The sequence below is a fragment of the Paenibacillus glycinis genome (genome assembly GCF_009909185.1).
Taxonomy (GTDB): Bacteria; Bacillota; Bacilli; order Paenibacillales; family Paenibacillaceae; genus Paenibacillus_Z; species Paenibacillus_Z glycinis.
On record NZ_JAAAMV010000005.1, the window covers coordinates 55173 to 70582 of the forward strand.

The window sequence follows — 15410 nt, forward strand, 5'->3', positions numbered from 1 at the left end:
AGCATGCGACGATTTCCCTGCCGAGCGAGGAAGCGAACGGACTGCGGCTTGCCGCCTCCGCTCACTCCAGCTCCAGCGGCGTCAAATACACCGTCTCCCCCGCGCGCTGCTTGCGGAACGCGCCCGGCGTCGTGCCCGTCCACTTGACGAACTGCCGAATGAAGCTCTGCACGTTGTCGTAGCCGATGCGCCGCGCGACCTCCTCCACGGCATGCTCGCCGCCCGTGAGCAGATGCATCGCTTCCTGCTGGCGCAGCACGGCCAGATACTCGCGCGGCGAGAGGCTGTACGCGTCGCGGAAGACGCGGTAGCAGTGACGCCGGCTGAAGCCGAGCTGTTCCGCCAGCGCTTCCATCCAGCCTGCGGCGATCGCTTCTTCGGCATGGCGGTCCGCGACGAGCGATTCGATCGCTTTCGCGATCCGGATCGGCAGCACGTCGGCGCTCGCGCCGGGTCCCTCCTGCGCGGCGATGTAGGATTCGAGCAGATCCATGATCGTGTAGACGCTGCGGAACAGCTTGGATTTCGGCGCGTCTCCTTCCTCCGCCAGCTGCAGGATGCGCTTCATTTCCGGCAGCAGCAGCCGATTCAGCTCATGCTCCGGCGTCAGCAGGAGCAGTTTTGCGCGGTTCAGCAGGTTCAGGAACACCGGATCGTCGATCTGCACGTGCATGACGAAGAATCGGAACGGTCCCGCCGCCCGATAAGCATGCAGCATCATGGGCGGCACCAGGATCAGATGATCCTTGCCCTGCCTGTAGGAGGCGCCGCCGACCTCGGCCAGCTGCGTGCCCTCGAGCACCAGATTCAGCTCGAACATCATGTGGTGCAGATGCCTGCGACAAAACCAGCCGTCCGGGACCGCCCCCGCCTGCGCCCCGTAGAAATAGGCCTCTGATTTGCGGTTCGGAAAATGCTTCAGTTCCGCGGCCGCGTCGCTCGCTTCCGTATTGCCCCTGTTGTCCCCCATGGCCCATGCACCCGTCCTTCGCTTCCGCCCGATGTCTCAGTTGGTTCATTATTCATGCCGTGAACGACCCGGCTTGTTATTCATTGCGGCCGCGCCCTCGTCTATACTGAAGTCAATGTCATTGTCCCATTATAGAGGAGGAAGCGCGATGGAAGCTAGGTTTCATGTAGGCGCGCCGGACGGCGCGATGGTTCGGACGGAGGAAGGATGGCGCCAGCTGTCGGGCGGAGCGGCAGGGAGTTGGAGCGCGAAGGGCATTTCGGTCGCGTTGAACGCCGCGGGCGTCGGATTCGCGCTGGAGCTGGAGGCGCCGGACGACGCCGTCCGCCTGATCAAGCTTCGCTGGAAGATCAAGCAAGAAGGCCGGCCGCTCATCCTGGGCGATCACTGGGAGCGCGGATACGGCGAGCTGGAATGGCGCGGCATCGTGCCGGAGCGCGTCCTGCCGTGGTATTTCCTGCGCCATGACGGCGGCCGGACGGCGGGCTTCGGCGTGAAAACCGGCCCGAACGCGTTCTGCTTCTGGCAGCTCGACGCCGACGGCATCACGTTCACCGCCGACGTGACGAGCGGCAGCGAGGGCGTCCGGCTCGGCGCGCGCAGGCTGCGGGTCGCCGAGCTGCTGCACGATCCCGGTCTGGAAGGCGACTCGCCGTTCGCCGCGGCGCAGCGCTTCTGCCGGCTGATGTGCGACAACCCCGTCATGCCGAAGCAGCCGGTCTACGGCGGCAACAACTGGTACTACGCGTACGGCAACAGCTCCCACGAGGAAATATTGGCGGATTCGCGGTTCATGTCGTCCCTGTCCGCGCACAAGACGAACCGGCCGTACATGGTCATCGACGACGGCTGGCAGCTTGTGAGCGGCGGCGGCGCGTGCAACGGCGGACCGTGGGTCGGCAACGCCAAGTTCCCGGACATGGAACGGCTGATCGGCGAGATGAAGGAAGCCGGCGTCAAGCCCGGCATCTGGTCCCGGCCGCTGCTGACGGCGGAAGAAGTGCCGGCGGAGTGGATTCGCTATGCCGCGAGCGGCGGACAAGTGCTCGATCCCAGCCAGCCGGACGTGCTGCAGCATATTCGCGAATCGGTCGAACGGATGGCGGGCTGGGGCATCGACTTGCTGAAGCACGACTTTACCTCGTACGACCTGCTCGGCCAATGGGGCATGACGATGAAATCCAAGCCTAACGCCCTGCGGCAATCGTTCCGCGACGGGTCGCGGACGACGGCCGAAATTACGCTGGACCTGTACCGCACGATCGCGGAAGCGTCGGGACAAGCCGCCATCATCGGCTGCAATACGTTCAGCCATCTATCCGCGGGCTTGTTCGAGATTCAGCGGACCGGCGACGATACGAGCGGCAGATGGTGGGAACGGACGCGCTACATGGGCGTGAACACGCTGGCGTTCCGCATGCCGCAGCACGGAACGTTCTACAGCCATGACGCCGACTGCCTCGGCTTGACGGCGGACGTGCCGTGGACGCTCAACGAACAATGGCTGCGCCTGCTGGCCGCAAGCGGCACCCCGCTGTTCGTCTCGGCCGATCCGGCCATCGTGACGAAGGAGCAAGAACTGGCGATCCGACGCGCGTTCGAGCTGGCCGCGGAGGCGCTCCCGGTCGGGGAACCGCTCGATTGGCTGCATAACACCTGCCCAAGCCGATGGAAACTGAACGGCGAGGAGACCGTCTTCGAATGGAACGACGTGAACGCCGAATTATTGGAGGAGAAGGATAACGGCTGGTGGCTGTGAGCCACAGCCGAAACGTAGTGCGGGCTGCCTCCGTCGTCATCGTGAAGATGACGGCCGGGCAGCCTTTTTCGGTCGAGCAAGGAAGCTTCACCCGACGTGTACGGCGATATCGCGTTCATCCGCTTTCTTCCGCCTTCGCGGGATTCGCGGCCATCGCGGTCATTGCGGCCATCGCGGCCGTTGCCGCGTCATCTGCTTCCGATCGTCACGAGCGACGCGCGGACGCCGGACGCCGAATCAAGGCCCGCTTCGCTATAGCTGCTGGAAACGCTCGCAAAACACCCTCAAAGCCGCCTCCATTATTCGGCATGAACGCTAGACGTCCGCAACGGCGCCGCCCTTAGCGCGTGTATCTGGGCATCGGCCCGCTCCGCAACCGCTTGTTGATCATATCGCCCATCCACAAGGTCAAGAACATGGTCACGACGCGGTACGCGTAATCCCACCACCCCTTGCTCGCCAGGACGCCGGAGGCGTCAAGCAGCATGTCGATAATCAGTACGGCCACGGTGCCGACGACATAAAGCGACCACCTTCGGCTCGTTCTTCGGCATAACAACCAAGTGAAAATAATACTCAAGACCACGCAATAGGACGACGAGAACGCAATGTTGTCGTGCGACTGATCCGCGAACCAGCGGACGCCGTAGGTCCTGCCGTGAAGCAGGATGATCTCGAGCGCCTGAGGCGAGGTCATCGCCCATAAAATCAAATACAGCGTCAAGGCATGGGCCGCCCCGCGCAGCGGACGCATAATCCTGCCGAACCAATACTTTGCCGCCCAGAAGTAAACCACCAGTCCGATCGCCGTATAGACGGTACGCCACCAGTAATGTTCGTAAATGCCGATGCGCAGAAACAGATACTCGACGCCCGACATCGCCGCGATAGCCAGGATGATCGGAACCCAGCCCATGCGAAGCACGGCAAGAAATACCGCCACCGCTGGCAGGATCAACGCATTGGATACGATTGCGCCCGCAAGGCTGTCGTAATAACCGTCTTCCCGGATCAGCTTCGGTTCGTACGCGTAGCACTCGAACAATATGAAAATCACGAATTCGATCGTGTACCCGAGGCCGCTCATGCCCAAATACAGCAGCAAGCTGCGCTTGTTGCCGGTTCTAAGCACCGTAAAAACGAGCAGCGCCACGCTGATGACGATCAACCCTATGTACCACGCCGAATGGTCATTCATGCCGCTATTCCTCCCGCCTGTTGCGAGTGTATTTATTTTACTCAAACGGCGGGAAATTAAACGCTACGCGAGGCAATCTCCGGCGCCTTGCGCATGCCGACTAGCGAATTGCCGTCCGGCAGCGCAAAATCGCGCGCATGCCGTCATTTCGCGTCTAACGCCGTCATCCCCCCGAATAGGAATAAGTGAGCGGCCAGATGAGTATGGGGGGCGGAGCAATGCGGATCGCGGTCGGAATCGTGCACGGGATCGGACAGCAAACGGGGGATTTTCACGCGGAAATCGCCGAAAAGCTGCAGGAGGCCATGGCCAAACTCAATCCGAGGGTCAGGCTTGTCGTGGAAGGCATCTACTGGGGAGATATCACGGACTCGCTGGAGCGGAAGCTGTGGGAACGGACGGCGGCGAACAAGCTGCGCTGGAACGAGACGTTGAAGCTGCGCTCGTTCGTCGTCAATTATTTGGGCGACGCCATCGCATATCAAGCGATACCGAAGGAGGACGATCCTTGTCCGCACGATTATATTTACGACGACATCCACGCGCGGTACGCGCAGCAGCTCCAGCGGCTTGCGGTCCGGGCCGGGGACAACGCGCCGCTGTGCATCATCGCTCACAGCCTCGGAACGATCATCTCGAGCAATTACTTCTATGATCTGCAGTACCGCAAGCTGCGGCCGAAGGCGGCCGAGCTGATCCGCACCTGCCGCTCGAAGCTGGTCGCCGGGGAAACGCTGACGCATTTCTACACGCTCGGCAGCCCTATCGCGCTGTGGACGATGCGCTTCGAGCACTTCGGGCTGCCCATCGCCGTGCCCGCGCCGACGCTGAAGCCGCTCGGCATCGGAGAATGGGTCAATTTCTACGACCGGGACGACATCATCGCCTACCCGCTCAAGGGACTGAACGCCGAGTATGACCAAGCCGTCACGGAGGATTGCGAGATTCGCTGTCCGGGTCCGCTCGCCTGGACGCCGGCTTCGCACGGCGGTTACTTCAAGTCTCGCCCGCTCATCCGGCGCATCGTGCAGTCGCTCGACCGAATGAGCAGGACCATCCCGCGCGGATTGCCGGGTTGAAGCCGCGGACATGCGAAAAAGCCGTTGCCAGGCCGATGCCGAACGACGCGAGACGACAGAAAGGAAGGGATATTTCACAAGACCGGAAGACATACTTCAGGCGTAGGAATCTGCGACAGGTTAACAGGATTTGCGAGGTTAAACTCATCGGGGTCAACGGTTGGATCGCGGCAAGCAAGGTACGGGGGAGACGGGGAAATTCGGGGGAAGTTAGCTGCAACGAGGCTTTTTTGCGATGAAGACGATCTCTTAAGCAGGTTACCGCCGCTTCGGCTGTCAGCCGGCTTGGCCGCTGCGCAGCGAACTCGTCGCGTCATTCGGCGAGCCCCTTGTATTCACGGCCGTTTGGCCGTTTTACTGATGTCGTTCTTCGCGATCTTCTCTACTAAATTTCATCTTCGCCTGCACCGCGAGAAGACGCTCGGACCACGCGCTCAGCGCTCGGCTTGCTTGGCTGCGCCTAGTTCCTGCCTTCGCCTCATGCCGATCCGATTAGGCCTGCCGCCTACAGTTCCGATTCGGTCCACGCCTTCAACGATGGCAGCGCGCGCTTCGCGTCCTCGTAGCCCTGCAGGTACAGCGCGTCGAGCTTCGCGGAATCCTTCTCCATCCGTCCGACCTGCAGCGGCTGCTGGGGCCGAATGACGAAGACGTTGCCCCGCTGTTCCTGCTCGCGGATGTAGTCGACCTGACCGTTGTAGATCTGGTGCCGGCGCAGCATGATCTTGACGAATTCCGGAAATTTGGCGTACATCCGCCGGACGAACCACGCGAAGCGGTTCGGCGATTTCCGGTACCCGGCGTCCCGCGTCAGCACCACGACGTTGCGCGCGAACCCGTCCTTCTCCGCCTGCTTGAGCGGGATCGGATCGGAGATGCCGCCGTCGAGCAGCTGCCTGCCCTTGAAATTCACGATCGGCGCGATGAACGGCAGCGAGCTGGACGCGCGGAGCACCGTGAGCACGTCGAAGTCCGGGTCGCTCTTGCGGTAGAACACCGTCTCGCCGGTCACCACGTCCGTCGTCGCCGCGACGAGCTCCTCGCTGCTGTTCGCGAACGCTGCGAAATCGAACGGCACGAGCTTGTTCGGGATCTCGTCGAATATGAAATCCATGCCGAACATCTGCCCTTTGCGAAAATAATTGCGCCACGAGATATAGCGTTTATCCGTCACCATGTCGACGTTGACGATCTTGTTCCGACCCTTTTGCCGGGACAGGTAGCTCGTCGCGACGCATGCGCCGGCGGAGACGCCCACCGTATAAGGAAAATACATGTTTTGTTCCAAGAAATACTCCAGCACGCCCGCCGTATACATGGCCCGCATGCCGCCGCCCTCCAGCACTAACCCGATTGCATCCATCTCCTGCTCCTGCCCCTTTTCCCCGTCGATCCTGCCTAGTCAGCTACAGTCATTTTACCTACGCGGATTCGCCCAGTCAATCAGTCCTACCGGGTCCTCCCGTCAAGCGAACAGCCGCAAAAGGCAGCAATATGCAAGAGAACCGGCCGTCCCCAAATTCGCGGGAACGGCCGGTTGCTTGCGCCGACAAGAAACGCTTCGTCTATTCGCACATGCGGCGGTGCGTCCGCGCGCCTTGGTGATTCGCCTCCAGCAGCAGCGCGGCGTCGAGCTGCGCCTTGGCCTGTTCGTAGCGTCCGAGGCCGATGAGCCCGAGGCCGATCATGTAATGGCAGTGGATCGCGTTGCGTTTGTTCAGGTCATCCTCGAACACGAGGAAGTCCGGCAGCGAGACGGCGAAGTAGTCGAATTTCACGTCGTCGCGCAGATGCTTCTCGCCGTAGTCGACCAGCTTGTTGAAGCGGCGGTTCGCTTCCCGCTCGTTGCCGAGCTGCAGCCACGCCATGCCTTGGTAGAAAATCATGTCCGGCGGCTGATCGTTGTAGTACATCGCGCTTGCCGGCTCCTCCAGCCCCTGGGAAGCGATGCCGAAGTGGCGCGCCGCTTCTTCCTGGCGGTTCAAGCCCATATGCGCGCACCCGAGATAATAATAGACGTTGTTCTCCTGCGCCCCGGCCAGCTTGCCTTCCCCGAGGTTCTCGGGGTAGACGAGCGCTTCCTCGAGCAGGCCGATCGCTGCCTCGAAGCGGCCTTCGTCCATCTCCTGCTTGGCCCGCTCCACGCGGGACAGCACATGCTGGCCGGTCGCCTTGCCTTCGCCGCCTTCCCACGGGTGGAAGTTGCGGGCGCGCAGCGCCTTCGCGGCTTCCTCGTGACGGCCGAGGGCATTCAGCAGCGCGACGCGCTCGAGGTAGAGATCGTCCCGCTTCCCGATGAGCGCCGGATGCGATTCCAGCTTCTCCAGCCGCAGCGCCGCCTCGCGGCCGAGCTTCTTGTAGAGCTGGTCGAGCTCGTAGAATACCCGCGCGTCCCCTTCGTTGCACGCGAACGCCGTCTCCAGCGAGCGGAGCGCCGCGTCCGCGTCGCCAAGCTTGTTGTAATAGGCGAGCGCGAGGTTCCGGTGCACCGTGGCGAACGCCGCATCCTGCGCGCGCGACGCTTCCCAGTTGGCGATCGCGTCCTCGTGGCGCTTCTTGTCGTACATCCAGTTGCCCAGGTAGTAACGGGCTCTGCCGTCCGCCTGGTCGGCCCTAGCCGCGCTCTGCAGCACGAGCAGGTCGAACAGGTTGTTCGGGAAGCAGTAATCCGGCTTCGCTTCCCGCCCGGCCCGGCGATGCGCGGCCGCCCGTTCCGGATGGCCGGCCAGCTCGTGGAGGTAACCGAGCGCGTAATGCACCATCGGGTACGCGTCCGTTTCCTCGTTTGGCGCGAGTTGCGCGAGCACGGCGATCGCTTCCTCGTGCAAGCCCGCTTCCGCGTAGTCCGCGGCCAGGTTCAAATAGTTATGCGGATCGTCGCGCATGAGGCGCTTCAGCTCCGCGGACGCGGCGATCGCCTTGGCATCGTCGCCAAGCTCGGCATATGCCAGCGCCAGCTCCCGGGCTGCCCCGAAGTCGGCGACGTCGAGCCGCAGCGTCTCTTCGGCATACGCGGCCGCGGCCTGCGGACGGCCGAGCTTGCGCAGCAGCGCCGCATGCAGATGGCGCGACTTGTAATTGCGCGCGTTGCGGATAAGCGAACGCTCGGACAGCTCCAGCGCTTCCCCGTAGGCGCCTCTCGCGGCCGCGATGCGCGCCAGCGAGAAATACCCGGCATCCTGCCAAGCGACCGACCATACCGATTTGTAGAACGCGGCGAACGCTTCCTCTTCGCGGCCCTGCAGCTTCAGGGCGACGCCGAGCTGGTAGAGCGCTTCGCTGTCGTACGGGTTCGGATTGCGCCAGGCGAGCGACTTGACCGCCGTCCGGAAATGGCTTTCCGCTTCGGCGAACAGCCCGCGCCGCAGCAGCAGCGTGCCGTAGGCGACGTTGATCCGGATATCGGACGGGTCGCGCTTCAGGCCTTCCAGGTAGTACGCTTCCGGCTCGAACGTGGCGTGCCGGTACTGCTCCAGATGAAGCCCGGCCAAGTACAATTGCTCCGTCGTGCGCAGCTCCGCCGGCTCCGGCAGCGGCTTCGCGGCGTCCGGCACCTGCTCGATGGACGGCTTCGCCGGCCGGTAGGAGACCAGCACCCGTCCGTCCGCGTCGCGGATGACGACGATCAGATCATGCGCCCGGTCGGCCTCGTCGATCGTCACGATCGATTTGAACGTCGCCGTCGGCGAGAGCTCGACCGTCGTCTTCAAGTACTCCCGCCGCGCGCCGCGCAGCTCGATAACGGCGCCCGCGAACACCGAGGTCGCATAAGCCATGACAGTCGCCTGGCGGTTCGCTTCGTCGACCTCGAGATTGACGGCGGCATCGATCGTCGCGTTCTTCACGACGCCGATTTCCTTGTACGGCATGAAATACTGCTTGAACGACTTCTCCTCGTACGGCTGCAGCCAAGTGAAATCCGGCTGGTTGTCGGTGTAGACGCCCGTCATCAGCTCGATGTACGGACCGTCCTCGTCGGTCAGGTTGCGGTCCCACGCCTGACCGAATTCGCCGTTGCCCCAGGTCCACTGCTTCTTGCCCGGCGAGATATGGTGATTGGCCACGTGCAGCAAGCCTGCCTGCACGCCATGGTCGTAACCGCCGACGAAATTATAGTCGGACTTGTAAGCCATGTACGACGTCGGCACCGGGATGTTGCGGTAGCGGGAGATGTCGACGCCCGCGGAATAGTCCATTTTGTAATACGTGCCCGTGGCGATCGGGAAGCGCGAGACGTCCCGCTTGCCATGGTCGAAGACGGCCGTGACGTCCGGCGGGAACACGGATTGCGTGTGGTCGTTGACCGCCACGGCCGGGTTCGCCCACCAGAGGAACGTCTGCGGCGACGCCGTCCGGTTATAGAGCTGCGCGGAGATTTCCAGGTACGCTTTGCCGGGATGCAGCGTGAAGCCGGCCGTCACCTTCGTGCCGTACATCCGGTCGATCTCGCTGACCCACACCGTCGCGCTGCCGTCCTCGTTCTCGGCGAGCCGGTATTCGACCGGGCCGTACGTGTTCGGACGGTGATGCTGCGGCCAGTTGAACTCGATGCCGCCGGAGATCCACGGTCCCGCGAGCCCCACCAGCGCGGGCTTGATGACGCGGTTGTAGTAGACGAAGTCGTAATCGTTCGTCTTGTCCAGCGCGCGATAGATCCGGCCGCCGAGCTCCGGCATGATCTCGATGCGGACGTATTCGTTCTCGAGCGTCACGATTTGGTACGGCTGCGGCTTCTTCTCGTCCTCGATGCGGTCGATGACGGGATGCGGATACACCTTGCCCGAGCTTCCCTGATACACGCGTTTCTCCAAGAACATCGGATTGCGGTCAGGCTCCCCGATGCCGTACGTCGGAATGGAGACCGTTTCTTCCCGTACGCTTACGGCCTGCTTGGCTTGCGATTGCGTTTGCGTTTGCGGCTGCGTCAACGCGAATTCCTCCTTCGATGTGTTTCGTATGCTTTAAATGTACGCCTCTTCCGCCGGTGTTCCAATTCACGAAATTCGGTTTATAATGGAGGATATTCGGATTTCATTATTGATTCAATGCTTCTATAGGCTTTATTAACGCTATGTAATGAACGATTTTCTTATTTTCACGAATTGGAGGCGCCCCATGACGGAAGAAAACCGCAAACCCGAAGGCTTCCCCGAGCAGAAGCTCTACGTGCTCCCGGCCTACCAGACCGAGGAGCTGGCGCGCCACCCGCTGACGCGGGGGCTGTTCATCAGCGACATCGGCGCGTTCCCCCATGCCGAGTACCACTACCGCGAGCGCCCGGAGGGCAGCGACAGCCATATTTTCATCTACTGCTTCGCCGGGGAGGGCTGGATCGAGCTGGACGGCCGGACGCAAACCGTCGGGGAGGGCACGCTGGCCGTCATTCCCGCTTGGGCCGCCCACCGGTACGGCGCGTCGGCGCAGCGGCCTTGGAGCATCTATTGGTTTCACCTGAGGGGCGAGCACGTCGCCGACTTCCTCTCGCTGTACGGCCTCGACGCGGCCGGCCCCGTGCGTCTGCCCGCGGTCGTGCAGGCCGATTGGGCGGCCGAATTCGAGCGGGCGTACGCGCTGCTGACGGACAAGCCGTATTCCCTGCCGGTGCTGGTCCATGTCTCGCAGGCGCTGGGCCAGCTGCTCGGCCGCATCGGGCTCGGCGTCGGCGGCTCGGCGCGCGACCGGAAGCGCGAGTCCGATCTCGAGCGCGCGATCCGCTATCTGGGCGATCGGCTCGCGGAGAGCGTCAGCCTGCCGGAATTGGCGGCGCATACCGGCTTGTCCAAGCAGCACTTGATCTACCTGTTCAATCAGGAGACGGGCTTCCCGCCCATCGAATATTTCCTGCGGATGAAAATGCAAAAAGCCGGTCAGCTGCTCAGCTTGACCGGCCTTACCGTCAAAGAAATCGCCGCGTCCGTCGGCATCCCGGACCCGTACTACTTCTCCAGGCTGTTCAAGAAACGGATGGGCGTGCCGCCGACGGAGTACCGCAGCGCGCCGAAGGGCTAAGCATCCGCTCGCGAACCGGTTAAACGTGCATGCCAATTCGTATTCCGCATGAATCCGTGGCCGCCGCCATGCCAGACGCCGACGCTCCCCTGACCGCAAACAAAAACAGAGCTTGCCGCCCCGTCATCGATTCGGCATCGATCGGAAGCAGGCAAGCTCTTCATTCGTGTATCGTCAGATCGCCGCGGCATGTTCCACCCGCGCCGCTCGATCAACCGGGGCATCGGGTTGACAGCCGTCACGGGCCCTCTCACCTTCGCGCAGCAGCTGCCAAGGGCCGGAAGCGGTTAGCGCCGCAGCAGCTACAGGCGCTACAGGCGCGTCAGGCGCAGCAGCGTGCTGCCGTAATCGCCGCGCAGCGTCAGCGGGAAGCCGGCGCCCATCAGCGTCGCGCCATGGCGGACGACCGCTTCGCCGCCGTCCTGGCTGACGGCGTAGGTCGCTTCGGCGTCCAGCCCCTGCAGGCGCAGCCGACGCTCCGCGGAGCCGAAATGCTGCGATTGCAGGAATACGAACGCGACGGATTCGGCTCCGTCCTTGCCGACGTACTGGTACGCGGCTAGGTTCGAGCGTCCGAGCGGCTCGAGCCGATACAGCTCGCCTTCCTGCACGGTGCCGCGAATCTCCTTGTACAGCGCGACGAACTCGCGCGCCTCCGCCATTTCCGCGTCGGACCATTTGGAGATATTCGCCCCGATGCCGAGCCCGCCCATCATGGAGCTGTGGAAGCGGTACGAGAGCGGCAGGCTTCTGCCGTTGAAGCCGTTCGGCGATTCCGTCACCCAGCACATCATGACGGAAGGGCTGTACGCGTACGCGAAGCCTTCCTGGATCGCCAGCCGGTCGCGCGCATCGGTGTTGTCGCTGACCCAGGCTTGGTCGGCGAACCGCAGCATGCCGAGGTCGATCCGGGCGCCGCCTCCCGCGCAGGTCTCGAATTCGACGTGCGGGAAGCGCGCCCGCAGCTCCGCCCAGATCTCGTAGACGTGCTCGACGTGCTTCTGCCACACCGGCAGCCCTTCCGGCGCCGAGCCCGGCTCCGTGACCGTGCGGTTCATGTCCCACTTGATGAACGAGATATCGTGCTTGGCGAGCAGCTCCGTCATGAAGCCGAGCACGAATTCCTTGACCTCGGGCAGCCCGAGGTTGAGCAGATGCTGGTTGCGCAGCTGCGTGCCCTCGCGCGTCGGGAAGCGGTAGATCCATTCCGGATGCGCGCGGTACAGGTCGCTGTCGGGATTGACCGACTCCGGCTCGACCCAGAGGCCGAACTCCATGCCGAGACCCTTGACTTCGTCGATGAGCGCCTGCAGGCCGTTCGGGAATTTCGCCGGATTGACCTGCCAGTCGCCAAGTCCCGCGCGGTCGTTGTTGCGCGCCCCGAACCAGCCGTCGTCGACGACGAACCGCTCGACGCCGAGCGCCGCGGCCCGGCGGGCCAGCTTGATCTGCTCGTCCGCCTGCACGTCGAACTCGGTCGCTTCCCACGAGTTGTACAGCACCTTGCGCAGCTGGCGCGCAGGCAGGACATGCGCGCGCTCGTACGCGTGCAGCTGCCGGCTCATCGCGCCGAAGCCGCCGTCCGCGAAGCCGCCCGTGAACACCGGCGACGTATACGACGCGCCCGGCGCAAGCGCGAACGCGCCGTCGAAATCGTTGATGCCCCCGACGATGCGGAGATGGCCGAACGTCGACTTCTCGGCGACGATCTTCCAGTTGCCGCTCCAGCCGAGCGCGCCGAACCAGACGCGGCCGTGCGTCTCGCCGGATTTCCCGTCGTCGATCGCGAACCACGGGTTGGCATGCGGGCCGGTGAAGCCCCGGCGCGACTCGATGACCTTCTTCCCTTCGCTCAGCACCGTCCTGCGCAGCTGGTACTCGCCCGCCCAACGGCCGGATACGTGCGTCATCCGATAATCCGGCAGCCCTTGGACGGACCAGACCGCGGCCATCGCCTGCTCGATCCGGACCGGGAGCGCCTCGTCGTTGCGAACGCGGACGTATCGTTCGATGATGTCATGCTCGGGATAGACCTTGTAATGCATGTCCACGCGAAACGCATAATGCCGGTCGGCGAGCTTGACCGTCAGCTCGTTCTCCCCCGCGATCTCGTAGCCCTCGTAGTCGAGCTTCAGGTCGCGGACGCCGTCGCCGAATTCGACCTTCAGCCCCGGCTCGGCGTAGTGGCTGCCGCCCCAGCCGCCGAATTCTTCCGTCTCGCGGTCGACGTCCGCGTCGAACGAGCTGTGCGAACGTCCCTTCAGCATGTCGATGCATTCCGCCGCCTCCACGCGTTCGCCCCAGTAGACGTGCTGGACCGTGCCCTTCCCGTTCACGCCGAACACATACGAGGTCCGATCGGTGCGAATCTCGAACAGTCTTGTTTCCTCCGAATAGTAAACCGGCAATTTCGATACCCCATTTCGCTAGCAGAATGGCGTGCAGAATCGCGCGAGCGGTTTCGCGCATGCGCGTTCGAGAAATTTTAGCGCCCGCGTCCTGGCGATGAGAATCCAAAAAATTGTGCAGTTCATGTTCAATTTTTTGGCGGCTATCCGCGCAAGACGACGCAAAGCCAGGCATTTCGCGGATTAATGCCGCGAATAACCTGGCTTTAGCGCGTTAAAATCAAATGCCATTAACAACCCGGCGTCGGCTCGAACGCCCGGCCGACCCGTCGGCGACGACTTACCCTTTGATCGCGCCGGCCGCAATCCCTTTGATGATGAACCGCTGCATGAACAGGAAGAAGACGACGATCGGAATCATGCCCATGACCGCGTAGGCGAAGGCAAGGTTCAGGTCGCTGCTGTACTGTCCGAAGAAGAAATACTGCTGCAGCGGGATCGTGCGATAGCTCTTGTCCTGCAGGTACAACAGGGGTAGCAGAAAGTCGTTCCAGATATACAGCACGTTCAGCACGAGCACGGTGGCCGTGACCGGCTTGAGCAGGGGCAGGATGATCCGGACGAAGATGCCCGGCGTCGAGCAGCCGTCGATGCGCGCGGCCTCCTCGATCTCGCGCGAGATGCCGCGCACGAAGCCGGTGTAGAACAGCACGCCGGACTGCACGCCGAAGCCGCCGTAGATGAGCATGATGCCCCAATGGCTGTTCAGGAGATGCAGCGACTTGCCGAGCTTGTACAAGGGCAGCATCGTCACTTGGAACGGCACCATCATGCCGGAGAGGAAGAGCAGGTAGACGATGCTGTAGAACGGCTTATTCCCGCGGGCGATCGCGTAGCCGCTCAGCGCCGAGACGATGATGATCACCGTGACCGACAACGCCGTGACGATCAGGCTGTTCGTGATGGCTTCCGGGTATTTGGACGTATCCCAAGCGTGCGAGAAGTTCGAGAAGTTCAAGCTGCCCGGAAGCGCGTAGAAGGAATCGAACGTTTCCTTCGCGGATTTCATCGACATGAGCAGCGCCACATATAGCGGGAACATGAACACGGCCGCCAGCAGCAGCACGAGCGCGAATACGGCGATTTTGGTGCCTCGCATCAGAGATCCACCTCCCGTTTTCTAAAGATGGACACCTGGACCACCGTGACGACGACGAGCACCACGAAGAAAATCATGGACATCGCCATGCCGTAGCCGGCCTTGAACGACGAGAACGCGGTTTTGTAAACAAACGTGGTAATGACCTCCGTCGAGAAGCTAGGACCGCCGTTCGTCGTGACGTACACGAGGTCGAACACCTTGAGCGAGCCTGTCAGCGTGAGCAGCATGTTGATCGTGATGGACGGCGCGAGCAGCGGCAGCGTGACGTTCCGGAATGCCCGGAACGCGCCGGCGCCGTCGATCTTGGCGCTCTCGAGCAGCTCGCCCGGAATGCCCTGCAGCCCGGCGATATAGATGATCATCGGCGGGCCGATGCCCTGCCAGACGGCCACGACGATCAGCCCGAACAACGCGTAATGCGGATTGCCGAGCGGACTCGTCACGTCCATGCCGAACGCGGCGAACAGCTTCGGAAAGCCTTGGCTGTAGTTGTAGCTCCAGATATAGCCCGTGAGCACGACCGAAATGATGCTCGGCAGAAAGAACATGGTACGAAACAGGTTCCGCGCGGGCAAATAGCTGTCCAGCAGCAGCGCGAACAGCAGCGACAGCACATTCACGAGCACGGTCATGATAATCGCATATTTAAACGTGTTGCCCAGGGCCGTCCACAGGTCGGAATCCTGGACCGCATTCACGTAATTGTCCCATCCAATGTAGGTCAGCTTGCTCGAGATGCCGTCCCAGCTGGTGAACGAATAGCGCGCGCCCGTCACGAGGGGCACGATGACCGCGAACGTGAACAGGAACAAGCCCGGAACCAGGAACAGGACATACCACATCTCGCGTTTGAACGTCTTCCTAAGCGCTTGCATAAACAACCCC

Annotated in this window: 10 protein-coding genes; 3 read left to right on the forward strand and 7 right to left on the reverse strand. The window is 62.6% G+C overall.

Annotated features, from left to right (window positions below):
- Positions 1–61 precede the first annotated feature (61 nt).
- Positions 62–970: an AraC family transcriptional regulator gene (locus GT019_RS10065; protein WP_161743022.1), complete on the reverse strand. Its 909-nt coding sequence runs from the start codon at positions 968–970 to the stop codon at positions 62–64.
- Positions 971–1118: 148 nt separating this feature from the next.
- Here GT019_RS10065 and GT019_RS10070 point away from each other — a divergent pair, with 148 nt between their 5' ends.
- Positions 1119–2729 (forward strand): alpha-amylase family protein, encoded by a 1611-nt coding sequence (locus GT019_RS10070; protein ID WP_161743023.1) that lies wholly within the window; start codon positions 1119–1121, stop codon positions 2727–2729.
- Positions 2730–3069: 340 nt separating this feature from the next.
- Here GT019_RS10070 and GT019_RS10075 read toward each other — a convergent pair whose 3' ends face one another.
- Complete coding sequence (locus GT019_RS10075) at positions 3070–3927, reverse strand: hypothetical protein (protein WP_161743024.1); 858 nt, start codon at positions 3925–3927, stop codon at positions 3070–3072.
- Positions 3928–4145: 218 nt separating this feature from the next.
- Here GT019_RS10075 and GT019_RS10080 point away from each other — a divergent pair, with 218 nt between their 5' ends.
- Complete coding sequence (locus GT019_RS10080; RefSeq protein WP_161743025.1) at positions 4146–5006, forward strand: chemotaxis protein; 861 nt, start codon at positions 4146–4148, stop codon at positions 5004–5006.
- Positions 5007–5511: 505 nt separating this feature from the next.
- On the opposite strand, the gene GT019_RS10085 is transcribed toward GT019_RS10080, so the two are convergent.
- Together GT019_RS10085 and GT019_RS10090 are read right to left on the reverse strand one after the other, a co-directional pair.
- Positions 5512–6369 (reverse strand): patatin-like phospholipase family protein, encoded by an 858-nt coding sequence (locus GT019_RS10085; protein WP_161743026.1) that lies wholly within the window; start codon positions 6367–6369, stop codon positions 5512–5514.
- A 202-nt stretch (positions 6370–6571) separates the two neighbouring features.
- Entirely contained in the window at positions 6572–9934 is a 3363-nt protein-coding gene (locus GT019_RS10090; RefSeq protein WP_235947580.1) for a DUF5107 domain-containing protein, read from the reverse strand.
- Positions 9935–10121: 187 nt separating this feature from the next.
- Here GT019_RS10090 and GT019_RS10095 point away from each other — a divergent pair, with 187 nt between their 5' ends.
- Positions 10122–11015: an AraC family transcriptional regulator gene (locus GT019_RS10095; RefSeq protein ID WP_161743027.1), complete on the forward strand. Its 894-nt coding sequence runs from the start codon at positions 10122–10124 to the stop codon at positions 11013–11015.
- A 311-nt stretch (positions 11016–11326) separates the two neighbouring features.
- On the opposite strand, the gene GT019_RS10100 is transcribed toward GT019_RS10095, so the two are convergent.
- The 3 genes from GT019_RS10100 to GT019_RS10110 form a co-directional block, all read right to left on the reverse strand.
- On the reverse strand, positions 11327–13423 hold the full coding sequence (locus GT019_RS10100) for an alpha-galactosidase (RefSeq protein ID WP_161743028.1): 2097 nt from the start codon (positions 13421–13423) through the stop codon (positions 11327–11329).
- 280 nt (positions 13424–13703) lie between these two features.
- Positions 13704–14522 (reverse strand): carbohydrate ABC transporter permease, encoded by an 819-nt coding sequence (locus GT019_RS10105; protein WP_161743029.1) that lies wholly within the window; start codon positions 14520–14522, stop codon positions 13704–13706.
- A complete protein-coding gene (locus GT019_RS10110; RefSeq protein ID WP_161743030.1) occupies positions 14522–15400 on the reverse strand; it encodes a carbohydrate ABC transporter permease in 879 nt (292 codons plus the stop codon). The genes GT019_RS10105 and GT019_RS10110 overlap by 1 nt, the downstream gene beginning before the upstream one ends.
- Between the last annotated feature and the right edge of the window lie 10 nt (positions 15401–15410).